Raw genomic sequence first — 25353 nt, 5'->3', positions numbered from 1 at the left:
GGGGGGCACGGAGATCGTTCGGTGACCGGCGGGTAGAGGACGGGCCGGGCTCAGCGCGTCGCCTGGAACGTCCGCCGGTACGCCTGCGGCGAGACGCCGATCGTGGCGTGCAGGTGCTGGCGCAAGGAGGCGCCCGTCGCGAAACCGACCTCGCCGGCGATCTGGTCCACCGACAGGTCACTGGCCTCCAGCAGATGGCGGGCCCGCGCCACCCGCTGCTGGATGAGCCAGCGGCCCGGGCTCATGCCCACCTCGTCGTTGAAACGGCGGGCGAAGGTGCGCAGGCTCATCCGCGCGTGGCCCGCGAGATCGCTCAGGGTGAGCGGGTCCCCGAGACGGGCCAGCGCCCAGGCGCGGGTCGCCGCCGTGCTCGCCGTGGAGAACTCCGGCACCGGCAGCTCGATGTACTGGGCCTGGCCGCCCTCGCGCAGCGGCGGCACCACACAGCGACGGGCCACCCGGTTGGCCAGCTCGCTGCCGTGGTCCTCGCGCAGGATGTGCAGGCAGATGTCGATGCCGGACGCCGCGCCGGCCGACGTGAGGATCTCGCCGTCGTCGACGAACAGGACGTCGGGGTCGAGGTCGACGCGCGGGAACATGCGCCGGAACTGCTCCGCGACGTACCAGTGCGTGGTGGCCCGGCGTCCGTCCAGCAGCCCGGCGGCGGCCAGCACGAACGCGCCCGTGCAGATGGAGACGATGCGGGTTCCGGGGCGGATGTGCGCGAGGGCGGCGGCCACCTCGTCGGAGATCTCCGGGGTCACCTTGGAGGGCGTGACCGCCGCGATCACCACCGTGTCGGCGGTGCCCATGATCTCGGGGCCGTGGTCGACCGTGACGGAGAAGTCCGTCTCGGTACGGACCGGGCCTCCGTCGACCGTGCAGGTCAGTACCTCGTACCGGCCCTCGGCCGCGCCGAAGATCCGGCTGGGGATGCCCAGCTCGAACGGGTAGACGCCGTCGAGCGCCAGCACGACGACGCGCTCCACGTGCCCGGCCGCCCTGACCGACCTCGCCTGCTTCATCCGGTCCACCGGGTCCACCTGGTCCACCTCGTCCGTCCGCTCCATGGCACGATCGTATCGAAGGTTGGCAATCATGCCATTTCCTGATCGGGCACGGCACGGCAGGCTGGTTCACCATGAGCACTGTGAACACCATGCGAGCCATCAGCCAGAACGTCCTCGGTGGCCCCGAGGTCCTTGAAGAAGTGACCGTGGAACGGCCCGCGCCGCGGCCCAACGAGATCCTCGTCCGAGTACGGGCGGCCGGGGTCAACCCGACCGACTGGAAGCACCGCGCGAACGGCGGCTTCCTCGGTGAGCCGCCGTTCGTCCTCGGCTGGGACGTCTCCGGCGTCGTCGAGGCGACCGGGATCGGCGTCGCCCTCTTCCAGCCCGGGGACGAGGTCTTCGGCATGCTGTCCTACCCGTTCGGCCACGGCTCGCACGCCGAGTACGTGACCGCGCCCGCCCGGGCCTTCACCCTGAAGCCGTCCTCCATCGACCACACGCAGGCGGCCGCGCTCCCGCTGGTCTCCCTGACCGCATGGCAGGCCCTGACGGAACGGGCCGACGTGCGGCCCGGACAGCGCGTGCTGATCCACGCCGCGGCGGGCGGGGTCGGCCACGTGGCGGTGCAGATCGCCAAGGCGCGCGGCGCGTACGTGATCGGTACGGCGAGCGCCGGCAAGCACGACTTCCTGCGGTCCATCGGCGTGGACGAGCCGATCGACTACACCAGCGTCGACTTCGCCGACGCCGTGCGGGACGTCGACGTCGTGCTCGACCCGATCGGCGGGGAGACCGGGTTGCGCTCCCTGCGGGTGCTGCGTCCCGGCGGTGTGGTCGTCTCGATCATCCCCGTCGGCTCGGACGAGTTCTACGAGGAGGCCGAGCGGCTCGGGGTGCGCGCGATCCGGATGCTCGTCGACGCCGACCAGGCGGGGATGCGCGCGGTGGCCGGACTCGTCGAGGAGGGAGCACTGCGGGCGACGGTCGCGGAGACGTTCCCGCTGGGCGACGCAGCGAAGGCGCATGCGCTGGGCGAGACGGGGCGCACGGCGGGGAAGCTGGTGCTGACCGTCGACTGACGGCCGGTCGGGGGCCGTGCCGGTACATCCGCCCGTCGCCGCTGGATCAGACGTGAATCGAGCAGCGGGAGCTGCTCGATCCGGAGGTGAGCGACGGACATGTGATGTACCGGCACGGCCCCTCCCGCCGGACGCCGGGTGCAGACCGTGGGTGGCTGGGGTGCGTCCTCTCCGGCGCTCGCGACAATTCAGCCCCTCCGGCGTTTGAGGAGCGGGGTCTGGGGCGGCGCCCCAGGTACGGGTTGGGTAGGGGCGGAGGGGGCGAAAGAAGGTTGTCGTCGCGGCAGGGGGCGAGCCCGCGTCACGGGGCGGGTCACTCGTTCCGCGGGGCGTCGAAGAGGGCGCTCACCGACTCCCCGTTGTGAATCCGCCGCACCGCCTCCGCCAGCGCCGGCGCGACGGACAACACGCTGAGCTTCTCGGTGTGCTCCTCGACCGGCACCGGCACGGTGTTCGTGCAGACGATCTCCAGAACGTCGGGCTGCTCACTGAGCCGCTTCAGCGCCCCCGCGGCGAACAGCCCGTGGGTACAGGCGACCCGGATCGACCGAGGCCCCAACTCCCTCAGCCGGTCGAGAAGTTCGAGCACCGTACTGCCCTTGGCGATCTCGTCGTCCAACACGATGACGTCCCGCCCGGCGACCTCACCGATCACGCTGCTGATACTCACCCGGTCGTCGGCGAAACGCTGCTTGGCGCCGGCGGCCACCTGGGCCCCGATCAGCCGCGCGAACGCCGCCGCCTCCTTGGCGTTGCCGAGGTCCGGCGAGACGACCGTGGTGCGCGACAGGTCATTGCCCCGGAAGTGCGCGGCCAGCTCCCGCAGCGCGTGCAGATGGTCGACCGGCACCGAGAAGAAGCCGTGCACCTGCGGGGAGTGCAGCGTCACCGCGAGGACCCTGCTGGCGCCGGCCGCCACCAGCAGGTCCGCGACGAGCCGGCCGCCCATGGAGATCCGCGGCATGTCCTTTTTATCCGAACGCGCATACGAATAGTGCGGCATCACGACGGTGATGCGCCCGGCCGAGGCACCACGGGCCGCGTCGCACATCATCAGCAGTTCGACGAGGTGCTCCTGCACCGGAGTGACCAGGGGCTGCACCAGGAAGACGTCCCGTTCGCGACAGTTGGCCTGGAGCTGGACCTCCAGGCAGTCGTTGGCGAACCGGCTGACCCGGGTGGGGCTGAGGGGCACACCGAGGTGGGCGCAGAGCTCGGCCGCCAGCTCGGGATGGGCACTACCGCTGAACACGGCGATGTCACGCACGACCGCTCCTCGCATGATCGAACCGGGTTGCGTCGCCGGTTGGCAAGATCGTCCCGGAGTGCGTACCTCATGCTACTGGGCACCCCTCGGGCCTTCGACCGGGGGGAATGCCGGCCAGGGCGAGGGTTTCGGCCGTGGGGGCCGAGGGCTCCGGTCACCGTCCGACCGTGCCCGGCGGGCGCCGCCGCCCCGACCCCGGCCCAACCCGTTGGCCTGTCACAGGACTTGCCGGGTATACGGGCGCTGAAAGGAGGGCCGTCGACATGACGACGTCCATCAAGCGCATGCCCGGTTGGGCGAAGGTGGTCTGCGCCTTCGTACTGGTACTCGTGGTGCTCTTCGCCGGGCTGCGGCTGGCCGTTCTGCCGGGTCTGCGCGACCTGTTCGGCACGGAGAGTCACGACAGGTCGGGGCCCACACTCCTCAAGTCGATCCAGGACATGAGCCGTTACGACGCGGCGTCGGGCAACTTCCAGGTGGTCGTGGACCTGGAGAAGGACGCCAAGTACCTGCCCGACGCGATCCGTGGCACCCGCACGCTGTACGTGGGGGCCGGCACGGTCGACGCCTACGTCGATCTGGGGCATCTCGCCAAGGAGGACGTGAAGGTCAACGACGACCGGACGTCCGCCACGCTCCACCTGCCGCACGCGGCGCTGGGCAAGGCCGCCCTCGACCCCGACCACTCGTACGCGGTCTCGAAGCAGCGCGGCCTCCTCGACCGGCTCGGGGACGTCTTCTCGGGCAACCCGAACAACGAGCAGGCCGTTCAGAAGCTCGCGGTCAAGCACATCAGCGACGCCGCGAAGGACAGCGAACTCACCTCGCGGGCCGAGAAGAACACCACGGGCATGCTCGAAGGCCTGTTGCGTTCGCTCGGCTTCGAGGAGGTGAAGATCACCTACGGCAGCTGAGCCCGGGAGGGGCGGCACGCGGTGGGCGGCGCCCGGCGGGACCATGTGGTCCCACCGGGCGCCGCTCCTGTGTCCGGGGTCGTCCAGACCCCTCGCGCCTGCTCACGGAGAGTGTTCACGGCTCGTTTCGTTCGCCCTGTCAGGGAGCACGGTCGAGGCCTCGAACCGCCTCAGGACCGGACGCCGAACACACGCATCGACAGGCCTTTAGGGGGTATGCGGGCTGCACCAGAGGGCAGCTTGAAATAAGGGGAGGGCCGCATGGTCCGCACGGCGTTGGGCACACGGGTCGCGAAGGCGGGTCGCCGGAAATCGGCACCGAAGTCCGGATCAGACCGAAGCAGGACGACGTCGAAGGCGGAGCGGAGCAAGGGCACTTCGAAGTCCGACCGCGTCAAGGCCGGGAAGTCGCGGTCGTTCTTCAGCCGCAGGGACCCTGAGCCGGTGCCCCAGCGCGAGTCGATGGCCTGGCCGCTGCGGGCCCTGGCCATGCTGATCGGGTTCGTCGCGATGGTCGCCTTCGCGGTCGCGCTGGCCCATCTCACGCTGGAGCCCTCACCGGCGTCAACAGCCCTGATCCACAACAACCTCCACCCCGGACGCTCCCTGAAGGCCTATCTCGACCAGCCGGAGCTGCGCGACGCCGTCAAGCAGATCGGCGGCAACATCCTGCTGGGGATCCCCTTCGGAGTGCTGCTGCCCGTGATCTTCCCGCGGACCAGGGGCATCCTGCGCGTGCTCCTCCTGACCGCGGCCGTCATGCTGCTCGTCGAACTGGTCCAGGGAGCCCTCATCACCGGACGCTCCTTCGACATCGACGACGTCATCCTCAACACCGGTGGGGCGCTGATCGGTTACCTGCTGCTGGGTCGTCGGCTCGGTCGGGCGGTGCACCCCCGCAAGCGCCTTCGCGCCTGAGGCGTCACCCCAAGTGATGGTACGGACCAGAGTCTTGACACTCACTTACCTCACTTCTTAAATCAAGAGGCGAAGCATGCACCCCCCACCTCAGTCGGCTCTCCCGCCCCGCGGGCAGCCGTACGGAAGGGAGAGTCATGGACTCCCCACGCCTGCTGCGCAGATGCCTCTTCGCCGCGCTGTCTGCCGCGCTCGTCGCCTCCGCCTCGGCCGTCGCCGCTCCCGCTCACGCGGGTCCGGCGGCGGCCGCTGCCGCGGTGACGTTCCAGGACACCTTCGACGGTGCCGCCGGTTCGGCCGTCGACTCCTCCAAGTGGCAGATCGAGACCGGCGACAACGTCAACAACCACGAGCGGCAGTACTACACGTCGGGCAACAAGAACGCGGCGCTGGACGGCCAGGGGCACCTGGTCATCACGGCCCGCAAGGAGAACCCGTCCAACTACCAGTGCTGGTACGGCACCTGCCAGTACACCTCGGCCCGGCTGAACACCTCCGGGAAGTTCAGCTCGACGTACGGCCATGTCGAGGCGCGGATGAAGGTCCCGCGCGGGCAGGGCATGTGGCCGGCGTTCTGGATGCTGGGCAGCGACATCGGGCAGGTCGGCTGGCCGAACTCCGGTGAGATAGACGTGATGGAGAACGTCGGCTTCGAGCCGTCGACCGTGCACGGCACGATCCACGGCCCCGGCTACTCCGGGTCCGCCGGCATCGGCGCGGGCTACTCCCTGCCGAACGGGCAGGCCTTCGCGGACGCCTTCCACACCTTCGCGGTGGACTGGGCGCCCAACTCGATCACCTGGTCGGTGGACGGCACGGTCTACCAGCGGCGCACGCCCGCCGACCTCGGCGGCAACACCTGGGTGTTCAACAAGCCGTTCTTCCTGATCCTCAACCTCGCCGTCGGTGGCTACTGGCCGGGGGACCCGGACGGTTCCACCTCCTTCCCGCAGCAACTCGTCGTCGACGAGGTGAAGGTGACGACGAGCGACAGCCCGAGCGGCACCGCGGCACCGATCAAGGGCCTCGCGGGCAAGTGCGTGGACGTCGCGGCGGCCGGTACGGCCAACGGGACACCCGTACAGCTCTACGACTGCAACGGAACGGCCGCCCAGCAGTGGACGGTCGGTTCGGACGGCACGATCCGCGCCCTCGGCAAGTGCCTGGACGTCACCAACAACGGCACGGCGGACGGCACACCGATCCAGTTGTGGGACTGCACGGGCGGTACCGGCCAGAAGTGGGCCGTCAGCGCGGCGCACGACATCGTGAACCCGGCGGCCAACAAGTGCCTGGACGTCACGGGGAACAACTCGGCCAACAGCACCCGGCTGCAGATCTGGACGTGCTCCGGCGGGGCCAACCAGAAGTGGACCGTGGGCTGACAAACCGCTCGGGCGGGCGGCGAAGGGTCCGGTGGGGGCATCCCCGCCGGACCCTTCGCGCATCCGGCACCCCTGTGCGGGCGGGCGGGGACGGTGTCAGCGCGGTACCCAGGTGAGCTTGTCGCCGCCCACCCAGCGGACCACGTCGGGGTCGTCGAGGTCGTGCACGGTGATGCCGTACGCGGCGGCGTACTCCAGGACGTCCGTGATCGCCCTCGCCTCGCCGACCATCTCGCCGTCGATCTCCATGATCCGGAACGGCGGCGTGCCCGGCTGCACCCCGAGCACCAGGATCCGCGGGCGGGAGAGGTAAGGGCTCGAGCTTTCGGTCATGGCTAGATCGTAAAGCGGTTGTCGCCGGTCAGCGCGGCGCCGGGAGCCACGCGCCCACCGCCCCCGGAAGGGCCGCGGAGCTGCGGGAATCCGCTGTTCCCCCAGCCGGGTGAGCCGACCCGCGCTGCCCGCCGCCGGCCGCTCCCGGCGTCCGTCGTGCGGTCCCGCAGTGGCTGGGCAACCCTGGGAGGAGGCGGGCGGCGGCCCGCGCGACCGGCGAGGAGGTGGCGATGGACCCCGTGGAGGCCTTGGACCGCATCGCGTTCCTGCTGGAGCGGAGCCTCGCCCCCACCTATCGCGTACGGGCCTTCCGCACGGCGGAGGCGGTGCTCGCGGCGCTCCCCGCCGAGGAGGTGCGCGAGCGGGCGGCCGACGGATCGCTGGAGAGGCTCAAGGGCGTCGGCCCGAAGACGGCGCAGGTGGTCCGGGAGGCGCTGGCCGGTGAGGTGCCCGGCTATCTGGAGAAGGTGGAGCGGGATGTCGGGGGGCCGCTCACCGACGGCGGTACGGCCCTGCGGGCGCTGTTGCGCGGGGACTGTCATCTGCACTCCGACTGGTCGGACGGCGGCAGTCCGATCGAGGACATGGGGCGGGCCGCCGCCCGGCTCGGCCACGACTGGGCGGTGCTCACCGACCACTCGCCACGGCTGACCGTGGCGCACGGGCTGTCCCCCGAGCGGCTGCGGGAACAACTGGCGGTCGTCGCGGACCTGAACGAGCGCTGGGCGCCCTTCCGTCTGCTCACCGGCATCGAGTGCGACATCCTCGACGACGGCTCGCTCGACCAGGAGCCCGAGCTGCTGGAACGACTCGACGTGGTGGTCGTGTCGGTGCACTCCAAACTGCGCATGGACGCATCGTCGATGACCCGCCGGATGGTCGCCGCCGTACGCAACCCGCTCTCTGACGTGCTCGGGCACTGCACCGGCCGGCTGATCGGCGAGCGCGGGCGGCCCGAGTCGGCGTTCGACGCGGACGCCGTCTTCGCGGCCTGTGCGGAGACGGGGACGGCCGTCGAGATCAACAGCCGTCCCGAGCGCCTCGACCCGCCGCGCCGGCTGCTGCGCCGGGCGGTCGAGGCGGGCGTCCTGTTGTCGCTGGACACCGACGCGCACGCGCCGGGGCAACTGGACTGGCAGGTCTACGGCTGCGCGCGGGCCGAGGAGTGCGGGGTGCCCGCCGGACGGGTGATCACCACCTGGGGCGTGGACGATCTGCTCGCCTGGGCCAGGACGCGCCGGACGCCCGCCGGGGCGTGACGCACATCACCGTCGGTTCGGACACCCCGGGGAACACCGACCGGTAGTTTCCCGTTGAACGACTCGTGGGTGCGGATGGGACAGTGTCCCCGGGCCTCACCTTTTGCCCACAGGGACGATCGTTCGGCTGAAGCCCTGTGGAGCGTTTCGCCGAGAGGCGACCGCCATCCGTGCCCACCCACAGACGGCCCCGACCGCGATTCCCCCGTCCGGTCGGGGCCTTTCCCTTGCCTTCCTGCCCCCGCCCTCCGGCCGCGGGTCACGGATGCCGTGTCCGCTTGACTTGGAGTCCGCTCCAATTCGTAGCGTTCAGGACATGAGCACTGCACAGCACAAGATCGGTTCGGGTTTCGGCGCCAAGAGCACGGCCGACGAGGTCCTGGAGGGGATCGACCTCTCCGGCAAGCTCGCGATCGTCACCGGCGGCTACTCGGGCATCGGCCTGGAGACCACCCGGGCACTGGCCCGGGCCGGCGCCCACGTGGTGGTCCCCGCGCGGCGCCCCGAGGCCGCCCGCGAGGCCCTGGAGGGCATCGACGGCGTCGAGACGGACGAGCTGGACCTCGGCGACCTGGAGAGCGTGCGGGCCTTCGCCGAACGGTTCCTCGCCTCCGGTCGCACCATCGACATCGTCATCGACAGCGCGGGCATCATGGCCTGCCCCGAGACGCGGGTCGGCCCCGGCTGGGAGGCCCAGTTCGCGACCAACCACCTCGGCCACTTCGCCCTGGTCAACCGCCTGTGGCCGGCGATCGCACCGGGCGGGGCACGCGTCGTGTCGGTCTCCTCCACCGGCCACCACACCTCCGGCATCCGCTGGGACGACGTGCACTGGCGCACCGGCTACGACAAGTGGGAGGCGTACGGGCAGGCGAAGACGGCGAACGTGCTGTTCGCCGTGGAACTCGACCGGCTCGGCCGGGACTCGGGCGTACGGGCCTTCGCGCTGCATCCGGGCGGCATCCTCACGCCCCTTCAGCGGCACCTGGCCAAGGAGGAGATGGTCGAGCGCGGGTGGATCGACGAGCAGGGCGAGCTCCTGCACCCCGACCTGTTCAAGACGCCGGAGCAGGGAGCGGCCACCCAGGTGTGGGCCGCGACGTCACCGCAGCTGGACGGCCTCGGCGGGGTGTACTGCGAGGACTGCGACATCGCCGAACCGGCGCCGGAGGACGACGCCCGAACCGGCGTGAAGGCATACGCCACCGACCCCGAGCAGGCCACCCGGCTGTGGGCGTTGTCGGCGGAGCTGACCGGGGTGAACGCCTTCGCCTGAGCAGCCCGGACCTCGTCCGTGACGGGGAGCCGCAGTAGCAACTCCCGCGGCTCCCCGTCGCGTTGGCGACGGCTCCGGCTCGTGGCCACGTGACGGCGGCGGCGCGCGTCCTTTGGCCGCTCAGGCCGGGGACTCCTCCGGCCCCGGGTGCTCGGGGTGCACGGTGTCCGAGCGGGGGGCGCCCTGCCGGGCGGTGCCCGCCTCGTCGGTGTCGGGGACGTCCGTCGCCGGTTCGTCCTCGCTGACTTCGGGCCCGTCCTGCCCCGAGACGACGTCCCAGGGATCGTCGCCCTCGTGGGCCTGTTGGTCGGGCATGTCCCGCGGTACCGGGTGAGGGGTCTCACCGGGGGCCTGCGGAAGCTCGTCGCTCACAGCGCACTCCGTTCGTGGGGCGGATCGGGGCGTGCCGGGGTGGCCCGCACACCGTCGGGCGGGCCACCTCCGGACACCGTCCGAGTACCTCGACACCCGCCGGTGAAACCCACCGCGTGCCCGCTGACCTCGCGTTCTCGCCCGTACGGACGTCAGTGGGGCGCCCGCTCCTCCAGGGCCGTGCGCCAGGCGGGCGACGGGCCGGTGGGCGCCGGTTCCTCGCGTCGGCCGCCGCGCGCGAAGAAGTCGGCGAGCGGCAGGATCGCGGCGCCCACGGTGACCGCGTCGGGGCCGAGGCGGCCGAGGTCCACGGTGACCCGCTGGGCGGGATAGCGCAGGGAGTACGAGATCGCGTAGCGGCGGACGGCGGGCAGGAAGCGCGAGCCGAGCTGGAGGCCCGCCCAGCCGCCGATGAGGATGCGCTCGGGCTGGAAGAGGTTGATCAGGTCGGAGAGTCCGGCGCCGAGGTACTCGGCGGTCTCCTCCAGGACGGCGAGGGCGATGGGGTCGGAGGCGGTGCCCTCGGGCGGGTAGGCGGCGGCCAGCATCGCGGTCAGCGCCGTCTCCTCGTCGGTACCCTCCGGGGGGTGTCCGCCCTCCTCGCGCCAGCGGTCGAGCAGCGCCTCCGCTCCCGCGTACGCCTCCAGGCAGCCCAGGGAGCCGCAGCGGCAGCGGCGCCCCCTCACCCGTACGGTCAGATGGCCCCATTCGACGGACCGGCCGTTCTCCACCTCGTCGGTGACCAGGCAGGCGCCGACGCCGGAGCCGAAGAGGACGACGACCGCGTTGCGCGCGCCGCGCCCGGCACCGAACCACATCTCGGCCTGCCCGAGAGTGCGGGCGCCGTTGTCCGCGAAGTACGGGACGGTGTCGGGGAGTTCGCAGGCGGAACGGAGCAGGGACTCCAGCGGGACGGCGTCCCAGCCGATGGTCTGGCCGTGCACGACCGCGCCGCGGTCGGGGGTGCGGGCGACGATGCCGGGCACGCCGATGCCGACACCGAGGAGCTGGTGCGGGGCGATGCCCGCCTCGGCGAGCACCTCGGCGATGCCGTCCCGGATGTGCCCGACGATGACGTCGACATCGTAACCCTGGCTGCGCAGCGGCCGGTCGTAGCTGTGGCGTTCCAACGGCCTCTCGACGCGGGCGAGTTCGGTGAGGGTCAGGTCGAACAGCTCGACCCGGACGCGGGTTTCGCCGACGTCCACGCCGATCATGTGGCCACTGCCGGGGACCACGCGCAGCAGAGTACGGGGGCGGCCGCCGTCGGAGTCGACGCTGCCGGCCTCCTCCACGAGTCCGTCCGCGACGAGTTCGGCGACCACGTTGCTGACCGACCCGGAGCTGAGCCCCGTGGCGGGACCGAGCTCGTAGCGGCTCATCGGCCCATCGAAATACAACCGTTGCAGTACGGCGGTGCGGTTGCCCCGTCGCAGGTCACGCACTGTCCGACCGTTCCGCGCCGCCATGTGATTCCCTTCCGGCCTGCCCGACCTGCAAGATACCCCTGCGCGATCCCTTGACGCGACTTTCTTCCGGGTCTTAACTCACGTCCTAAATTAAGCCATGAGGATCGTTCGGGAAGTGAACGCGGGCGCTCCTCATGGCTCCCTCCGGGAAAGGGACATACGCAGCCATGCGCAGAATCCGAGCCGCGGCCGCCGGTGCGGTCACCATCACCCTGCTGACCGCCGCGACCGCCTGTGGTGGCGGCTCGTCGAACGGTGGCGGGTCCAACGACTCGCCCAAGACGCTCACGTACTGGGCGTCCAACCAGGGCGCCAGCATCTCGATCGACAAGAAGGTGCTCGCACCCGAGCTCGCCAAGTTCGAGAAGCAGACCGGCATCAAGGTCAAGCTGGAGGTCGTCCCCTGGTCCGACCTGCTGAACCGGATCCTCACGGCCACCACCTCGGGTCAGGGCCCCGACGTGCTCAACATCGGCAACACCTGGAGCGCCTCGCTGCAGGCCACCGGTGCGCTGCTGCCGTGGGACGCGAAGAACTTCGACAAGATCGGCGGCAAGGACCGCTTCGTCGACTCCGCGCTCGGCTCGACCGGCGCCGAGGGCAAGGACCCGGCCGCGGTCCCGCTGTACTCGATGGCGTACGCGCTGTACTACAACAAGGCGATGTTCGCCGACGCGGGCATCTCCAAGCCGCCGGCCACCTGGGACGAGCTGGTCGCCGACGGCAAGAAGCTGTCCAAGGGCGGCAAGTGGGGCATCGGCGCCGAGGGCGCGAACGTGTCGGAGAACATCCACCACGCGTTCGTCTTCGCCAAGCAGCACGGCGCGGACTTCTTCAAGGCCGACGGAACCGCCGACTTCACCAACGACGGTGTGGTGGCCGCGGTCAAGCAGTACGTCGACCTGATGGCGAAGGACAAGATCATCGCCCCGGGCAACGCCGAGTACGCCCAGAACCAGTCCATCAGCGACTTCGCCAAGGGCAAGAACGCCATGCTGCTGTGGCAGTCCGCGGCGGCCAACCTCAAGTCGCAGGGCATGAGCCCCGACGCGTACGGCATCGCCCCGGTGCCCGTGCAGTCCGGCACCCCCGGCACGGGCACGAACACCAACTCCATGGTCGCGGGCATCAACCTCGCGGTGTTCAAGAACACCAAGAACCTCGACGGATCAACCAAGTTCGTCAAGTTCCTGACCAGTGACGCCGAGCAGAAGATCCTCAACACGGCGTACACCTCGATCCCGCCGGTCAAGACGGCGCAGGAGGTCGCGCCCTTCACCGACCCGGCGAACGCGGTCCTCAAGGACACCCTGGCGAAGAGCGCGGCGGCCCTTCCGCAGGTGGCGGACGAGTCCCAGTTCGAGACCGCGGTCGGCACCGCCGTCAAGGAGCTGTTCGCCGACGCGGCCGGCGGTAAAGCGGTGACCACGGCCTCGGTGAAGGCGGCGCTCGAGAAGGCCCAGCAGCAGATGCCCAAGAAGTGAGTGCGGGAACCACGATGACCACCACGACCGCCGCCTCCGCCGAACCCGGCGAGACGACGGTGCGCGAGAGCTCCCCCGGGGCGGCGCGAGGCCCGCGCCGCCCCGGGCGGATCAAGCGCATCGGACTGCCCTACCTCCTGCTCCTGCCCGCCCTGGTCCTCGAACTCCTCGTCCACCTGGTGCCGATGGTGATCGGCATCGTGATGAGCTTCAAGGAGCTCACCCAGGTCTACATCAGCAACTGGGGCACCGCGCCCTGGTCCGGCTTCGACAACTACTCGGTGTCGGTGGACTTCGACGCACCCGTCGGCAAGGCGCTGCTGCACTCGTTCTTCGTCACCGTCGTCTTCACCCTGCTCTCGGTCGGGCTGTGCTGGCTCATCGGCACCGCCGCCGCGATCTACATGCAGGACACCTTCCGCGGGCGCGGCATCCTGAGGGCCCTGTTCCTCGTGCCGTACGCGCTGCCCGTGTACGCGGCCGTCATCACCTGGGTCTTCATGTTCCAGCACGACAACGGCCTGGTGAACCACGTCCTGCACGACCAGCTGCACCTCACCGACGAGCCGTCCTTCTGGCTGATCGGCGACAACAGCTTCTACGCCCTGCTCACCGTGTCCGTCTGGAAGGGCTGGCCGTTCGCCTTCCTGATCGTCATGGCGGGCCTGCAGAACATCCCGGGCGAGCTGTACGAGGCGGCGGCGCTCGACGGGGCCGGCCTGTGGCAGCAACTGCGCCGCATCACGCTTCCGTCGCTGCGGCCGGTCAACCAGGTCCTCGTCCTGGTGCTGTTCCTGTGGACGTTCAACGACTTCAACACGCCGTTCGTCCTGTTCGGCAAGACGGCCCCGGAAGCGGCGGACCTCATCTCGGTCCACATCTACCAGGCGTCCTTCGTGACCTGGAACTTCGGCACCGGCTCGGCGATGTCCGTGCTGCTGCTGCTCTTCCTGCTCGTCGTCACGGGCGTCTACCTGCTGCTGACCTCCCGGGGAAGGAAGACGGCCGATGTCTAGCACCTCCACCACCCGGCCGCGCTCGCCGATGGCGCCGCCGCGGTCCTTCCAGGCGGGCCGCGCGGTCTTCCTGACGCTGCTCAGCGGATTCGTCCTGGTGCCGGTGTACGTCATGGTCTCCAGTTCGCTGAAGCCGCTCGCGGACGTCACCGGCAAGTTCCGCTGGCTGCCGAGCGGTCTGACGATCCGGCCGTACATCGACATCTGGTCGACGGTGCCACTGGCGCGGTACTTCGTGAACTCGCTGATCGTGGCGGGGGCGGCCACGGCCCTCTCCGTCGTGATCGCGGTCTTCTCCGCCTACGCCGTGAGCCGCTACAACTTCCGCGGCAAGCGCGTCTTCACGGTCACCGTGCTGTCCACGCAGATGTTCCCCGGCATCCTCTTCCTGCTGCCGCTGTTCCTCCTCTACGTCAACATCGGGAACGCGACGGGCATCGCGCTGTTCGGCTCGCGCGGCGGTCTGATCCTCACGTATCTGACCTTCTCGCTGCCGTTCTCGATCTGGATGCTGATCGGGTACTTCGACTCGGTGCCGCGCGATCTCGACGAGGCGGCGCTGGTGGACGGCTGCGGGCCGCTCGGGGCGCTGTTCCGGGTGGTCGTGCCGGCCGCGATCCCCGGCATCGTCGCGGTCGCCGTCTACGCCTTCATGACCGCCTGGGGCGAAGTGCTGTTCGCGTCCGTGATGACCAACGACGCCACCCGAACGCTCGCCGTCGGGCTTCAGGGCTACTCCACGCTCAACGACGTGTACTGGAACCAGATCATGGCCGCCTCGCTGGTCGTCAGCGTTCCCGTGGTCGCCGGCTTCCTGCTGCTCCAGCGCTATCTCGTCGCCGGGCTGACCGCGGGAGCCGTGAAGTGACCGATTCCATTGATGACGAAGGGACTTCAGTGACCATCGACCTTGCCGCCCTCCCCGAGGACTTCCTGTGGGGTACGGCCACGTCGGCCTACCAGATCGAGGGTGCCGTCAGCGAGGACGGCCGCTCCCCCTCGATCTGGGACACCTTCTCGCACACCCCGGGCAAGATCGACAACGGCGACGACGGGGACGCGGCCTGCGACCACTACCACCGTTGGCGCGAGGACATCGGCATCATGCGTCAACTGGGCACCAACGCCTACCGGTTGTCCGTCGCCTGGCCGCGCGTCGTGCCGGGCGGCGACGGTCCGGTCAACGCGAAGGGGCTCGCCTTCTACGACGAGGTGATCGACGGGCTGCTGGAGGCGGGCATCACGCCCTCCGTGACCCTGTACCACTGGGACCTGCCGCAGGTGCTCCAGGACCGGGGCGGCTGGCCGGCCCGTGACACCGCGGAGCACTTCGCCGCGTACGCGTCCGTGGTGGCGGAGCGGCTCGGCGACCGGGTGAAGCACTGGACCACGCTCAACGAGCCGCTGTGCTCGGCGTGGATCGGTCACCTGGAGGGCCGGATGGCCCCGGGCTTCACCGACCTCACGGCCGCGGTCCGCACCTCGTACCACCTGCTCCTCGGGCACGGACTGGCCACGCAGGCGATCCGTGCCGCGGTGCCGGGGGCCCAGGTCGGCATCGTCAACAACCTGTCCGACATCCAGCCGGCCACGGACCGTCCCGAGGACGTCGCCGCGGCGAAGCGGCTCGACGGACACACCAACCGCTGGTGGCTCGACCCGGTGCACGGCCGCGGCTTCCCCGCCGACATGGTCGAGGTGTACGGGGTCGAACTCCCCGAGGTGGCGGGCGACCTGGAGACCATCGCCGCGCCGCTGGACTGGCTGGGCCTGAACTACTACTTCCCGTCCACGGTCGCCGACGACCCGACGGGACCGGCCCCCCACGTCCGCTCGATCAGCCGGCCCGGCGTGCCCCGTACCGCCATGGACTGGGAGGTCGAGGCTGCGGGTATCGAGCGTCTGCTGCTCCGTCTGACGCACGACTACGGGGCCCGCAAGCTGTACATCACGGAGAACGGCTCCGCCTACCCCGACGTCGTGCGTCCCGACGGCGTCGTCGACGACCCGGAGCGCGCCGCCTACCTGGAGCAGCACCTGGCGGCCTGCGCCTCCGCGGTCCGCAAGGGTGTGCCGCTGGCCGGCTACTTCGCCTGGTCGCTGCTGGACAACTTCGAGTGGGCGTACGGCTACGACAAGCGGTTCGGTCTGGTGCACGTCGACTACAAGACCCAGAAGCGCACGATCAAGGGCAGCGGTCACCGCTACGCGGAGATCGTCCGCGAGCACCTCGGACGGGGGCGCAGCGCGGCCTGACCGTAGGGACATCCGGTGGTGGCGCGGCTCGCGGCGACGGGCCGCGCCACCGTTCGGTCAGGAGTTGTCGTCGGCCGGGGCGTTCGCGCTCCGGCCGACCTCGTCGAGGGCAGCGGTGAACCCCGGAGCGACCGACTCGCGGACTGTCCACGCGCCGGACACCCCGTACTCCAGCGGGTGACCGTCCCTCGCCGTCCCCGCTCCCGGTGGGGCCCCGAAGCGGGCGAGGCAGTGCCAGACCTTCTTCAGGTCCTGGAGGTCGTGGCGTCCCGTGCGGGCGGCGTCGCCGATGACGCGGGGGTCCAGTAGCCCGTTCTCGGCGATCCGAGCGCCGAGTTCGACGAACTCGGGGCCGCGGAAGTCGGGGTGCCGGCGCAGTTCCCCGACGTCGAGCCGGTAGCCGGGATGCCAGGCGACCGGGCAGGGCAGGCGGTGGGCCGCGTCCTCGACGGGGGTGCCGCGGTAGGAGGCGTCGAGGACCAGGGCCTCGACGTCCCGGGCCAGGACGACCGGTCCGTGCACCTGAGCCTCGATGTAGTCGTCGAGGGCGTCCCGGTCGCCCGCCTCGGCCAGCTCGACGAGGGACATGCGGGACGCGACCCCGAACGAGGCCGGTTCGGCCGCGCTGTCGGGGTAGCAGAAGGTGGCCCGGCACAGCGCCGCGCCGGTGAGGCGGAAGTGTGAGGACCCGAACCGGGGCGCGGCGCCCACCACTTGACGCCGGAAGTCGAGCCCTCCGTAGACGGGTCGCTCTTCGGAAGGGGCCGTGTCGTAGGCCGCGCCGAAGATCCGGCTCTCCCAGCGCCAGCGGTCGCCGCCGGGATGCGCGGTCAGTCCGCCGTTGCTCGTGCCCGTGACGAACTGTGAGCGGTAGACGCCGTCCCGGGCCAGCGCGTCGAGGACCGGGACGCCGTGCGCCGACCGGTCGGGGTGCAGGTTCAGGGTCATCCGCAGGGTGGGATCGACTGCGGGCCCCGCGGAGAGCGCCTCGACATGACGCAGGGCCCGCTCCCGTGGGGTGTGCCCGGGCCGCGCCGTCCGGCTGTCCCCGACATTCATTGGTTCCTCCCCGTGGAGCACGCCGGCCCGGCCCGGGACCCGCTGCTCCCGGGTTCCGGGCCGGTGACCCCAGGAGCACTCCCCCAGTGATCTCCCATGACGTAGGTCGTCCGCAACTGGATTGCGGGCCGCTCCCCCGGCCGGGCCGCCCTCCACCGGGCACGTTCAGGTCGCCCGGTTCAGGTCGCCCCGTTCAGGTCGCCCGAGGAGTCCAGTGCGGGTCCCGGCCGAGGAACGCGAGGAGGGACGCGGCCCGGCTCGCGTCCTGGGGTGTCTCGCGCGCGGCGGCGAACACTCCGAACGCGTCGCGGAGATGATCGGCCAGGTGGTCCGCCGCGAGACGGATGCCTCCGGCCAGGTCGTCGTCGAGAGGGGACTGCTGGCCCGTCGCGACGGCGATGTCCCAGGCGTGCACCGCGGCGTCCATGGCAGCCGCCGCGGCGGCCACCCGCAACGGCAGCGGTCCGAGCGGCGTCGGCACCGCCTCCGTGTCGGCGGGCAGCCCCGCGTAGACCCCGGCGACGTCCGCGAGCACCTTGTCGAGGGCCGCCGTGGCGTCGGCCGCCGGCTCGTCGGAGGGCTGGAAGGCGTCCGAGTCCGGCCGGCCGGTGCCGGTGACCGCCGCGCCGTACGCCTGCTGGTCGAGTCGCGCGTGGTTGAGTACCTGCCGCACCGTCCACTCGTCGCACGGCGTCGGTGCTCCCCACGCGCCCTCGGGAACGCCTGCCGCCGCGTCACGCAGCCGGGCGTGGGCGCGTGTCAGCAGTTCGATGCCTTCGACGTCACTCATCCTGAAGTCCTCCAGACGCGGTCCGGCCGGGCTGATGACATCAACTTGGATTCCCTTGCGGACAGATACGGTCCGCAAGGGGAACGTTCGTACAGCTGTGAAAGGGGAAGGCCCAAGAGATGCAAGAGGCACGTGGTGAGTGGGCGGCGTCCGTCGCGAAGATCGTCGAGCGGCGACGGGAGCCCGTGGTCGTCCAGACGCTCCGATCGACGTTCGCGGCGACCCTCGCGTACGTGGTGGCCGTGCATCTCAGTCCCGAGGCCGCGCCGCTGACCGCCCCGCTGACCGCGCTCCTGGTCGTGCAGGTCACCCTGTACTCGACGATCACCACCGCCATCCGACGGGTGAACTCCGTGGTGGTGGGCGTGGTCATCGCCATCGGCTTCAGCAGTCTGGTGGGTCTGACCTGGTGGAGTCTGGGTCTGATCATCCTCGCCTCGCTGGGTGTGGGACATCTGGTCCGGGTCAGCGAGTTCGTGCCCGAGGTCGCGATCAGCGCGATGCTGGTCCTCGGGGTCACCCGGGTCGGCGACACGGCGTGGGCCCGGGTGCTGGAGACGCTGATCGGCGCGGTCGTGGGCCTCGCCTGCAACCTCGTGCTCGCGCCTCCCGTGTGGGTGGGGGTGGCCGGGGAGTCCATCGAGGATCTGGCACGCCGGTTGCGGCAGTTGATGTTGCGGATCGGCGAGGAGGCCGCCGGCCGCACGCCGTACCAGCTGGCCGCCGAGCGGCTGCACGAGGCACGCCGCCTCGATCACGACATCGCCTCGGTGGACGCGGCCCTGCGGCAGGCCGAGGACAGCCTGAAACTGAACCCGCGCGTGCGCGAGGGGCTGCTGCACCGGGTCGTGCTGCGCACCGGTCTGGACACCCTGGAGATCTGCACGGTGGTCCTGCGGGTCCTCGCGCGCAGCCTCACCGACCTGGCGAAGGAGCGGGAGCCTGAACCGCTGTTCGATCCGCAGGCGGGTGCCGTCCTGGAGGAACTGCTGTCCCAGATGGCCGACGCGATCGTCAGCTTCGCCGTGCTGGTGACGACGGACGTCAGCCGCAGCGCCGAGAACGCCGAGGAGCGGCTCAGCGCGGAACTCGCCACGGCGGCCGGCACGCGGGACAAGCTGGCCCAGTTGTTCCTGGAAGAGGTTCAGCGGGACGCGAGTCAGTGGCAGCTGCACGGAGCGGTCCTCACCGAGGTCAACCGCATCATCGACGAGCTCGACACCGAGCACCGCACCCGCCGGCTCCTGGAGGAGCTGGACCGCAGCGGCCGCGAGGAGCGCGAGAACCGGCCGCATCTCGCGCGGTTGCGGCGCCGGCTGCGGCTGCCGTCGCGGCTGCGCAGGAACCGGAACCGTTCCGGCGCCTCCGGTCGTTCTACCTGAGAGGTCCGGCGTGAGGACGAGAGGTGGCGGCGCGGAGCGGTGAGCCGCCGCTCGGCCCGCGCCGGGTGCGAAGCGACACGACGAGGGGGCGGGCGGATGACCGAGGACACCGTACGGATCGACGGGAACGCGCTGCGGCTGCCGGGCGGGGTGCAGGTGCGGTTCATCCGCACCCTGCGCCTGCCCGAGTCGGGCACCCACGCGTTGCCGCCGGGGCTCGGGGAGTTCCCCGTCCGGCGGATCGAGGACTACGGGGACCGGGTGCCGGCCGAGTGGCGCGCCCGTGGCGGCGTGATGCTGCCGGTGTACCTGCGCGAGGCGATGTGGCTCAGTTTCGCGGGCACGGCGGAGCCTGCCGCGTTGCAGGTCGGCGTGGGCAAGGTGTGCGCGGTCTCGGGCAGGCCGTGGAGCTCCCGGCTCGGTCGCGACCCGCAGAACTACGTCGTACTGCCGCGGCAGCCATGGCTGGACGGGATCAACTCCGGGAAGGGCACGGTCCGCCAGTTCGTGGCGGTCCCGCTGGGACTCGGGGCCACCGTCGAGGGCCAGGTCACCGGCGAGGAGGTCTGGGGCGGCGTCCAGCTCCAGTCGTTCCCGCTGAACGAACGGGAGCTGGCCGCCTGGCGCGAGGCGGAGCGCCGCAGGGCCCGGCAGCTCCCGCGGATGCCGATGGCGACCGGGGCGTACGGCGGCGCGGCGATGCCGATGGCCGCGCCACCCGCTCCGGGGGCCGCACCCGCGGGCGCCGCGCCGCTCCGGGCGCGCAGCGCGCCGGCGATGGGCCTCGGCGTCGGCGGTTCGATGCGCCAGGAGGTCTACGAGGACGACCGGCCGCTGAGGTCCTGGGCCGGGGAGCCCGCCGGGCGGGTGTTCGTGCATCTCGTGACACCGCCGGAGTGGCGCCGCATCACCGGTGAGGCCCCGCCGCCGTCGCCGGTGGACCGAGCGGCGTACACCCGCGCGGGACTCCCCTGGTTCGACTACTACGACGAGGACGCCTCGGACCTCGCGCCGGCGGACGAGCTGGGCTCGGTCAAGCCGGTCGGCGACTGGCTGGGGGACGACCACGAGCCGTGGCAGCCGCCGTCGCCCCACCAGGTGAAGCCGCTCGGCGACGCACCCGGCAAGCCGGTCGGGGACGGCGACTGGTAGACACCCGACCCGCGTTGCGCACCGCGCAACGCGGGTTGCCGTTCTTGCACTCGCGGCGCGCTCCGCGCCAAGGTAGGTGTCACAGCTGAGGCAACCGACACCCCGAGGTGCAGGCATGAGCAGTGGTGCAGAGCCGTCACGCGGCCCGGGCGGCGGCTGGAGCAGGCGTCGTTTCGTGGGCGCCCTGGCGGGGGCCGCCGCGATCACGACGGTCCCGGCACCGGCCCGGCCGCGGTCCGACGCCTCCACCCGAGCGGCGGCGCCGAAGGCCCCGGCCGCGTCCCCGTCCACGCCCGCGGCGAAGCGTTCGGGCCCCCGGCCGCTGTATCTCGGCACGTACACCTCGGGTGAGGGCGCGGGGAAGGGGATCGGACTCGCCACGTACGACGCGGAGTCGGGGGCGGTGACCGGCGGGGGTGTCGTGACGGGCGTCGCGAACCCGTCCTTCCTCGCGGTGCATCCGGACGGGCGCACGCTCTACGCCGTCGACGAGCAGGACGCGGGCGCGGTGACGGCCGTGCGGCTGCCCGGGCACGAGGTGCTCGGCTCACGGGCCACCGGCGGCGCGGGCCCCTGTCACCTGTCCGTGCATCCGGGCGGGCGCTGGCTGCTGAGCGCGAACTACACCTCGGGCAGTGTGGCGGTACACCCGCTCGACGCCTCGGGCGCGATCGGTGAGCGCACCGACCTGGTCACGCACTCCGGCCCGGCGCCGGGCCCCGGCCAACAGGGCCCGCACGCGCACCAGTTCGTCACCAGTCCCGACGGCGGCCATCTGCTCGCCGTCGACCTGGGCACCGACACCGTCTACACCTACCGGCTCGACGAGTCCGAGGGCACGCTCACCGAGGTGTCACGGGCGGCCGCGAAGCCGGGCGCGGGCCCGCGCCACCTGACGTTCCACCCCGGCGGCCGGTACGCCTATCTCGCCGACGAGGTCGACAACACCGTGGCGGTCTGCGGCTACGACCCGGCGGACGGCCGCCTCACGATCGGCGCGCCACGGTCCACGGGCACCCGGAGCGGCACCAGTTACCCGGCGCAGTTCGTGGTCACGGCGAACGGCTCGTACGCCTTTCTCGCCAACCGGGGCGACAACAGCCTGACGCGGTACGCGATCGAGGAGGACGGGGCCGAGCTGCGTCTGCTGGACACCGTGCCGGTCGGCGGCGACTTCCCGCGCCACATCGCGTTGTCCCCGGACGGGCGGCTGCTCTTCGCGGCGAACCAGCGGTCCGGCACGGTCACCGTCTTCGAGGTCGACGACACGAGCGGTGAACTGCGGCGCGTGGGCGAGCCGTTCGCCTCACCCGTCGCGGTCTGTGCGCTGCCGCTGTAGGGCCCGGGGACAGGACGCGGCGCTCGCCTGCGTGAGCAGGACGTGCATGCGCTCGGTGAGCTGGGACACGTCGTCGGCGGGTGCGTGGAAGGGCAGGCGTACGTCGCCGTTGCCGCGGGCCCGCTCGATGCGCAGGGTCAGTCCGTGCCGGTCGACGGCGAGGGGCTGGACGCGCACCGCACCGTGCAGACTGTCCGGTTCGACGAGGCGGGTGAGCCGCTCGACGGCGTCCGGGTGGGCGTCGGCGAGGTGCGTGAGCAGCCGCGCCTCGGCGACGGCGAGCGGGTCGGGCTCGGCGGCGGCCAGCTCGTCCAGGTCGACCACCACGGTCCCTGAGGGGCGGCGGAGCACGGCGCGGGTCGGCCGGAACGCCAGGTGACCGTCCTCGGGGACGAACCAGCCGGCGAGCCAGAGCCGGGCGCGGATCCGGTTCCGTACGGGCACCGGTGCGACGTCGGCGAACTCCAGAACGGCGGACGGCTCCCCGCGCGGCGCGCAGATGGCGTTGGCGAGCAGCGCGCTGTCCTCGGGCACGCGCAGGAGCACCCGGCCGTCGGCGGCGACGGAGTGCGCGCCGACGAACTCCTCCCGGCCGCCCTCCGCGCTGACCGCGCAGGACCAGGCCGCGGCGAGCACCGAGCGGGCGTGCTCCGCCGCGGCGGGCGCGGCCGTCCAGGTGTCACGGTCACCCATCAGCTTCCTCCTAAGGTAAGGCTTGCCTAACTTATCGAAGTTCGGGGCGTACGCCAACCACGCCTCGCCGAGAGTTCCGGGCAGTGTCAGAACCCGGGAGCGGGAAGGGAGCCCGGCCACCACAGGGGTACGCCGTCGGGACAGGTGGGGGTGACTCCGCTCCAGAAGAAGGAGAGGGCGCACCAGCACAGGCCGAGGAGCGTCACCACGAGGGCGACGGTGTGGAGGAGGGGGTGACCCCCCAGGACGGCGCCCACCAGCACCCAGCCCATGAGGAGGAGGGCGGAGAGGGCGGGGATGAAGAAGTAGAGCAGGAAGACGCTGTTGGCCGCGTTGTGCACTCCCGCGTCACAGGCGTTCGTCGCCCGGCCCAGCAGCATCGTCGTGAGCAGCGCGAACGCCACGCCCACCACCAGGCCGAGACAGCCGTGCACTCGTCGGTTCCCCATGCGTCGTCCCATTGTCGTCGGCTCCGGCAGGCACCTCAGCCGCACGGCTCGTCACGGTGTCCACCTGCTCGGCAAGCCCCGAAGTAGGCCCGGACAAGATCAACCGGTCCGAACTCCCTTCGCGCCCCCCTTCCCGCTCGGCGCGACGGGAAGGGGATCCCCATGCGGACCGGGGGTGCCGAACAGGGCGTCGTTCAGGGGGCAATGGCCCCGAGCAGCGCCCGCGCGCAGAGGTCGCGCACCTGCGCGCGGGTCAGTTCGGCGCCGCGGAGCCACTCCAGGCAGACGGCCGTGGTGAAGGCCAGCCAGCCGCGGACGGCGATCCGCAACTCGGGACGGTCCTCGGGCGCCCAGCCCAGTTCGGGATCGGCGGCGAGTGCGGCGAGGATCTGCCGTTCCTGCGCGGCCAGCGCCTGCCGGTAGACCTTGCGCACGGCCTGGTCGCCGGCCGCGTCCGCGCGGTGGAAGGCGCGGAAGCCGTGCGCGTGCTCCTCGACGTAGCCGAGGAAGGTGTCGAGGCCGGCCGAGAGTTGCTCCCGGACCGGGACGCCGGGCACGGCCGCGGTCATCCGCAGCATCCGCCCGCTCTCCCGCTCGACCACGGCCGCGAAGAAGTCCCGCTTCGTCGGGAAGTAGTGGTAGAGCAGACCGCGGGAGACCCCGGCGATCTCGGCGACCTGCTCGATCCACACGTCGTCGTACGGGCTCTCCGAGAAAAGGCGGGCCCCGACCGTGAGCAGTTGCTCGCGACGCTCCTCGGTGCTGAGCCGCCGACGCGCGCGCTCCCCCTGTTTCCCGGCCATGCCCCGCACTGTACTTGACGCCGGTTCAACAACGGGACGACACTGAACGCCGTTATTGAACCCGCGTACAACAGGTTCCAACCGGCGGCACGCACAAGGGAGATGGCGTCATGGCGGAGACGAGGGAAGCCGCACAGGCCGCGCTGCCGAAGGGGTTCCGCAGCGCGGAGCTGGGCTGGCCGGAGCTGCACCGCATCCCGCACCCGCCCCGGCGCGTCCCCCTGGTCGGCGACGTGCTCGGCGCCAACGTCCGCTCCCCGCTGCAGGATTCCCTGAAGTTCGGGCGGCAGCTCGGGCCGATCTTCCGGCGCAAGGCCTTCAGCAACGAGATCGTCTTCGTGTGGGGCGCGGACCTGGCCGCCGAGCTGGCGGACGAGTCGCGGTTCGCGAAGCACGTGGGCCTCGGCATCGCCAACCTCCGCCCGGTGGCCGGGGACGGCCTGTTCACCGCCTACAACCACGAGCCCAACTGGCAGTTGGCGCACGACGTCCTCGCCCCCGGCTTCAGCCGCGAGGCCATGGAGGGCTACCACCCCATGATGCTGGCCGTGACCGAACGGCTCACGGACCGCTGGGACCGCGAACAGACGGCGGGGCGCGCGGTGGACGTGCCGGGCGACATGACGAAGCTGACCCTGGAGACGATCGCGCGCACCGGCTTCGGCCACGACTTCGCGTCGTTCGAGCGCTCCCGGCCGCACCCCTTCGTGACGGCGATGGTGGGCACCCTGACCTACGCCCAGCGCCGCAACGTCGTGCCGGTGCCACTGGCCCCCGTCCTGCTGCGCGAGGCCTCCCGGCGCAACACCGCCGACATGGCGTACCTCAACCGCACGGTCGACGCCGTGGTCGCCGCCCGCCGGTCCGGCGCCGGCGGCCAGGGGGACCTCCTCGACCGCATGCTGGAGACCGCCCACCCGGAGACCGGGGAGCGACTGACGGCGGAGAACATCCGCCGCCAGGTCATCACCTTCCTGATCGCCGGCCACGAGACCACCTCGGGCGCCCTGTCCTTCGCGCTGCACTACCTCGCCCAGAACCCGGACATCGCCGCCCGCGCCCGCGCCGAGGTCGACCGTGTGTGGGGCGACACCGACCGGCCGGCCTACGACCAGGTCGCCCGCCTGCGGTACGTGCGACGGGTCCTCGACGAGTCGCTGCGGCTGTGGCCGACCGCCCCGGCGTTCGCCCGGGAGGCCCGGCAGGACACCGTGCTGGGCGGTGTCCACCCGATGCGGCAGGGGGCATGGGCCCTGGTCCTCACCGCGATGCTGCACCGGGACCCGGCGGTGTGGGGCGCCGACGCCGAGGCGTTCGACCCGGACCGCTTCGACGCCAAGGCCGTACGGGCCCGGCCCGCGCACACCTTCAAGCCGTTCGGTACCGGGGCGCGGGCCTGCATCGGCCGCCAGTTCGCGCTGCACGAGGCGACACTGGTCCTCGGCCTGCTGCTGCGCCGCTACGAGGTGAGGCCCGAGCCGGACTACCGGCTGCGGGTGGCCGAGCGGCTGACCCTGATGCCGGAAGGACTGCGGCTGCGTCTTGAGCGCCGTACCCCGGTCGCGGTGGTGCCGCGGACACCGGCGGCGCGGGCCGCCGAGTGAGCGGCCCGCCCGGCGATCGTCCGTCAGGCCGTCGGGGCCTG

The 25353-nt window shown here is 71.5% G+C and carries 24 protein-coding genes; 14 read left to right on the top strand and 10 right to left on the bottom strand.

The features are described 5' to 3' along the window. Positions 1-50: 50 nt before the first annotated feature. Positions 51-1025: a helix-turn-helix domain-containing protein gene (locus tag AB0C62_RS13595; protein ID WP_362972888.1), complete on the bottom strand. Its 975-nt coding sequence runs from the start codon at positions 1023-1025 to the stop codon at positions 51-53. A 116-nt stretch (positions 1026-1141) separates the two neighbouring features. Between AB0C62_RS13595 and AB0C62_RS13590 the strand changes: the two genes are divergently transcribed. Next, positions 1142-2092, top strand: coding sequence for an NADP-dependent oxidoreductase (locus AB0C62_RS13590; protein ID WP_362972598.1), 951 nt, complete (start codon positions 1142-1144; stop codon positions 2090-2092). Between the two features lie 313 nt (positions 2093-2405). On the opposite strand, the gene AB0C62_RS13585 is transcribed toward AB0C62_RS13590, so the two are convergent. Further along, positions 2406-3359 carry a ribose-phosphate pyrophosphokinase gene (locus AB0C62_RS13585; protein WP_362972596.1) on the bottom strand — a complete coding sequence of 318 codons (954 nt, stop codon included), beginning with the start codon at positions 3357-3359 and terminating at the stop codon, positions 2406-2408. A gap of 263 nt (positions 3360-3622) precedes the next feature. On the opposite strand from AB0C62_RS13585, the gene AB0C62_RS13580 reads away from it, so the two are divergent. The 3 genes from AB0C62_RS13580 (at position 3623) to AB0C62_RS13570 (ending at position 6576) form a co-directional block, all read left to right on the top strand. Further along, the gene (locus AB0C62_RS13580) at positions 3623-4273 is read left to right on the top strand and encodes a DUF4230 domain-containing protein (RefSeq protein ID WP_362972594.1); all 651 of its coding nucleotides are present in this window, start codon (positions 3623-3625) and stop codon (positions 4271-4273) included. Between the two features lie 462 nt (positions 4274-4735). Next, positions 4736-5191, top strand: coding sequence for a VanZ family protein (locus tag AB0C62_RS13575; protein ID WP_362972886.1), 456 nt, complete (start codon positions 4736-4738; stop codon positions 5189-5191). A 137-nt stretch (positions 5192-5328) separates the two neighbouring features. Further along, the gene (locus AB0C62_RS13570) at positions 5329-6576 is read left to right on the top strand and encodes a family 16 glycosylhydrolase (protein ID WP_362972592.1); all 1248 of its coding nucleotides are present in this window, start codon (positions 5329-5331) and stop codon (positions 6574-6576) included. 96 nt (positions 6577-6672) lie between these two features. On the opposite strand, the gene AB0C62_RS13565 is transcribed toward AB0C62_RS13570, so the two are convergent. Beyond that, the gene (locus AB0C62_RS13565) at positions 6673-6909 is read right to left on the bottom strand and encodes a hypothetical protein (RefSeq protein ID WP_362972590.1); all 237 of its coding nucleotides are present in this window, start codon (positions 6907-6909) and stop codon (positions 6673-6675) included. Positions 6910-7139: 230 nt separating this feature from the next. Between AB0C62_RS13565 and AB0C62_RS13560 the strand changes: the two genes are divergently transcribed. Further along, a complete protein-coding gene (locus AB0C62_RS13560) occupies positions 7140-8168 on the top strand; it encodes a PHP domain-containing protein (protein WP_362972588.1) in 1029 nt (342 codons plus the stop codon). A gap of 316 nt (positions 8169-8484) precedes the next feature. Next, positions 8485-9444: an SDR family NAD(P)-dependent oxidoreductase gene (locus AB0C62_RS13555; RefSeq protein WP_362972587.1), complete on the top strand. Its 960-nt coding sequence runs from the start codon at positions 8485-8487 to the stop codon at positions 9442-9444. Positions 9445-9564: 120 nt separating this feature from the next. Here AB0C62_RS13555 and AB0C62_RS13550 read toward each other — a convergent pair whose 3' ends face one another. Both AB0C62_RS13550 and AB0C62_RS13545 read right to left on the bottom strand, forming a co-directional pair. Further along, positions 9565-9816: a hypothetical protein gene (locus tag AB0C62_RS13550; RefSeq protein ID WP_362972586.1), complete on the bottom strand. Its 252-nt coding sequence runs from the start codon at positions 9814-9816 to the stop codon at positions 9565-9567. A 152-nt stretch (positions 9817-9968) separates the two neighbouring features. After that, on the bottom strand, positions 9969-11285 hold the full coding sequence (locus AB0C62_RS13545) for an ROK family transcriptional regulator (RefSeq protein ID WP_362972584.1): 1317 nt from the start codon (positions 11283-11285) through the stop codon (positions 9969-9971). A 167-nt stretch (positions 11286-11452) separates the two neighbouring features. Here AB0C62_RS13545 and AB0C62_RS13540 point away from each other — a divergent pair, with 167 nt between their 5' ends. The 4 genes from AB0C62_RS13540 to AB0C62_RS13525 are packed head-to-tail and all read left to right on the top strand — an operon-like array spanning position 11453 to position 16041. Further along, a complete protein-coding gene (locus AB0C62_RS13540; protein WP_267049187.1) occupies positions 11453-12769 on the top strand; it encodes a sugar ABC transporter substrate-binding protein in 1317 nt (438 codons plus the stop codon). A gap of 14 nt (positions 12770-12783) precedes the next feature. Further along, positions 12784-13785, top strand: a complete 1002-nt coding sequence (locus AB0C62_RS13535; protein ID WP_362972582.1) for a sugar ABC transporter permease — start codon at positions 12784-12786, stop codon at positions 13783-13785. Positions 13786-13813: 28 nt separating this feature from the next. Then, on the top strand, positions 13814-14653 hold the full coding sequence (locus tag AB0C62_RS13530) for a carbohydrate ABC transporter permease (protein WP_362972884.1): 840 nt from the start codon (positions 13814-13816) through the stop codon (positions 14651-14653). Between the two features lie 29 nt (positions 14654-14682). Then, positions 14683-16041 carry a GH1 family beta-glucosidase gene (locus AB0C62_RS13525; protein WP_362972580.1) on the top strand — a complete coding sequence of 453 codons (1359 nt, stop codon included), beginning with the start codon at positions 14683-14685 and terminating at the stop codon, positions 16039-16041. Positions 16042-16098: 57 nt separating this feature from the next. On the opposite strand, the gene AB0C62_RS13520 is transcribed toward AB0C62_RS13525, so the two are convergent. Together AB0C62_RS13520 and AB0C62_RS13515 are read right to left on the bottom strand one after the other, a co-directional pair. Further along, on the bottom strand, positions 16099-17100 hold the full coding sequence (locus AB0C62_RS13520; RefSeq protein ID WP_362972578.1) for a DUF3626 domain-containing protein: 1002 nt from the start codon (positions 17098-17100) through the stop codon (positions 16099-16101). Positions 17101-17293: 193 nt separating this feature from the next. Further along, a complete protein-coding gene (locus AB0C62_RS13515; protein WP_362972576.1) occupies positions 17294-17890 on the bottom strand; it encodes a TIGR03086 family metal-binding protein in 597 nt (198 codons plus the stop codon). A 119-nt stretch (positions 17891-18009) separates the two neighbouring features. On the opposite strand from AB0C62_RS13515, the gene AB0C62_RS13510 reads away from it, so the two are divergent. The 3 genes from AB0C62_RS13510 to AB0C62_RS13500 all read left to right on the top strand — a co-directional run bounded on the left by AB0C62_RS13510 (position 18010) and on the right by AB0C62_RS13500 (position 21763). After that, positions 18010-19272 (top strand): aromatic acid exporter family protein, encoded by a 1263-nt coding sequence (locus AB0C62_RS13510; RefSeq protein WP_362972574.1) that lies wholly within the window; start codon positions 18010-18012, stop codon positions 19270-19272. Between the two features lie 96 nt (positions 19273-19368). Next, on the top strand, positions 19369-20424 hold the full coding sequence (locus tag AB0C62_RS13505; protein WP_362972572.1) for a hypothetical protein: 1056 nt from the start codon (positions 19369-19371) through the stop codon (positions 20422-20424). A 115-nt stretch (positions 20425-20539) separates the two neighbouring features. Beyond that, positions 20540-21763 (top strand): lactonase family protein, encoded by a 1224-nt coding sequence (locus tag AB0C62_RS13500; protein WP_362972570.1) that lies wholly within the window; start codon positions 20540-20542, stop codon positions 21761-21763. Here AB0C62_RS13500 and AB0C62_RS13495 read toward each other — a convergent pair. The 3 genes from AB0C62_RS13495 to AB0C62_RS13485 form a co-directional block, all read right to left on the bottom strand. Then, the gene (locus AB0C62_RS13495; protein ID WP_362972568.1) at positions 21731-22456 is read right to left on the bottom strand and encodes a DUF2470 domain-containing protein; all 726 of its coding nucleotides are present in this window, start codon (positions 22454-22456) and stop codon (positions 21731-21733) included. The genes AB0C62_RS13500 and AB0C62_RS13495 overlap by 33 nt on opposite strands. An 86-nt stretch (positions 22457-22542) precedes the next feature. Continuing rightward, positions 22543-22905, bottom strand: coding sequence for a hypothetical protein (locus AB0C62_RS13490; RefSeq protein WP_362972566.1), 363 nt, complete (start codon positions 22903-22905; stop codon positions 22543-22545). A gap of 194 nt (positions 22906-23099) precedes the next feature. Next, positions 23100-23708: a TetR/AcrR family transcriptional regulator gene (locus tag AB0C62_RS13485; protein ID WP_362972564.1), complete on the bottom strand. Its 609-nt coding sequence runs from the start codon at positions 23706-23708 to the stop codon at positions 23100-23102. Between the two features lie 110 nt (positions 23709-23818). On the opposite strand from AB0C62_RS13485, the gene AB0C62_RS13480 reads away from it, so the two are divergent. Then, a complete protein-coding gene (locus tag AB0C62_RS13480) occupies positions 23819-25312 on the top strand; it encodes a cytochrome P450 (RefSeq protein ID WP_362972562.1) in 1494 nt (497 codons plus the stop codon). The last annotated feature ends 41 nt before the right edge of the window (positions 25313-25353 follow it).

Source organism: Streptomyces sp. NPDC048643 (assembly GCF_040650615.1).
Taxonomy (GTDB): domain Bacteria; phylum Actinomycetota; class Actinomycetes; order Streptomycetales; family Streptomycetaceae; genus Streptomyces.
This window is presented reverse-complemented; position numbering and strand designations above follow the sequence as displayed.

Bases quoted from the DNA above. Each gene is read 5' to 3' on its own strand.
- AB0C62_RS13505 (WP_362972572.1), top strand. From the start codon at position 19,369: ATGACCGAGGACACCGTACGGATCGACGGGAACGCGCTGCGGCTGCCG.
- AB0C62_RS13515 (WP_362972576.1), bottom strand. From the start codon at position 17,890: ATGAGTGACGTCGAAGGCATCGAACTGCTGACACGCGCCCACGCCCGG.
- AB0C62_RS13590 (WP_362972598.1), top strand. From the start codon at position 1,142: ATGAGCACTGTGAACACCATGCGAGCCATCAGCCAGAACGTCCTCGGT.
- AB0C62_RS13575 (WP_362972886.1), top strand. From the start codon at position 4,736: ATGGCCTGGCCGCTGCGGGCCCTGGCCATGCTGATCGGGTTCGTCGCG.
- AB0C62_RS13545 (WP_362972584.1), bottom strand. From the start codon at position 11,285: ATGGCGGCGCGGAACGGTCGGACAGTGCGTGACCTGCGACGGGGCAAC.
- AB0C62_RS13555 (WP_362972587.1), top strand. From the start codon at position 8,485: ATGAGCACTGCACAGCACAAGATCGGTTCGGGTTTCGGCGCCAAGAGC.
- AB0C62_RS13535 (WP_362972582.1), top strand. From the start codon at position 12,784: ATGACCACCACGACCGCCGCCTCCGCCGAACCCGGCGAGACGACGGTG.
- AB0C62_RS13540 (WP_267049187.1), top strand. From the start codon at position 11,453: ATGCGCAGAATCCGAGCCGCGGCCGCCGGTGCGGTCACCATCACCCTG.
- AB0C62_RS13560 (WP_362972588.1), top strand. From the start codon at position 7,140: ATGGACCCCGTGGAGGCCTTGGACCGCATCGCGTTCCTGCTGGAGCGG.
- AB0C62_RS13570 (WP_362972592.1), top strand. From the start codon at position 5,329: ATGGACTCCCCACGCCTGCTGCGCAGATGCCTCTTCGCCGCGCTGTCT.
- AB0C62_RS13490 (WP_362972566.1), bottom strand. From the start codon at position 22,905: ATGGGGAACCGACGAGTGCACGGCTGTCTCGGCCTGGTGGTGGGCGTG.
- AB0C62_RS13565 (WP_362972590.1), bottom strand. From the start codon at position 6,909: ATGACCGAAAGCTCGAGCCCTTACCTCTCCCGCCCGCGGATCCTGGTG.
- AB0C62_RS13500 (WP_362972570.1), top strand. From the start codon at position 20,540: ATGAGCAGTGGTGCAGAGCCGTCACGCGGCCCGGGCGGCGGCTGGAGC.
- AB0C62_RS13530 (WP_362972884.1), top strand. From the start codon at position 13,814: ATGGCGCCGCCGCGGTCCTTCCAGGCGGGCCGCGCGGTCTTCCTGACG.
- AB0C62_RS13480 (WP_362972562.1), top strand. From the start codon at position 23,819: ATGGCGGAGACGAGGGAAGCCGCACAGGCCGCGCTGCCGAAGGGGTTC.
- AB0C62_RS13495 (WP_362972568.1), bottom strand. From the start codon at position 22,456: ATGGGTGACCGTGACACCTGGACGGCCGCGCCCGCCGCGGCGGAGCAC.
- AB0C62_RS13485 (WP_362972564.1), bottom strand. From the start codon at position 23,708: ATGGCCGGGAAACAGGGGGAGCGCGCGCGTCGGCGGCTCAGCACCGAG.
- AB0C62_RS13510 (WP_362972574.1), top strand. From the start codon at position 18,010: ATGCAAGAGGCACGTGGTGAGTGGGCGGCGTCCGTCGCGAAGATCGTC.
- AB0C62_RS13580 (WP_362972594.1), top strand. From the start codon at position 3,623: ATGACGACGTCCATCAAGCGCATGCCCGGTTGGGCGAAGGTGGTCTGC.
- AB0C62_RS13520 (WP_362972578.1), bottom strand. From the start codon at position 17,100: ATGAATGTCGGGGACAGCCGGACGGCGCGGCCCGGGCACACCCCACGG.
- AB0C62_RS13595 (WP_362972888.1), bottom strand. From the start codon at position 1,025: ATGAAGCAGGCGAGGTCGGTCAGGGCGGCCGGGCACGTGGAGCGCGTC.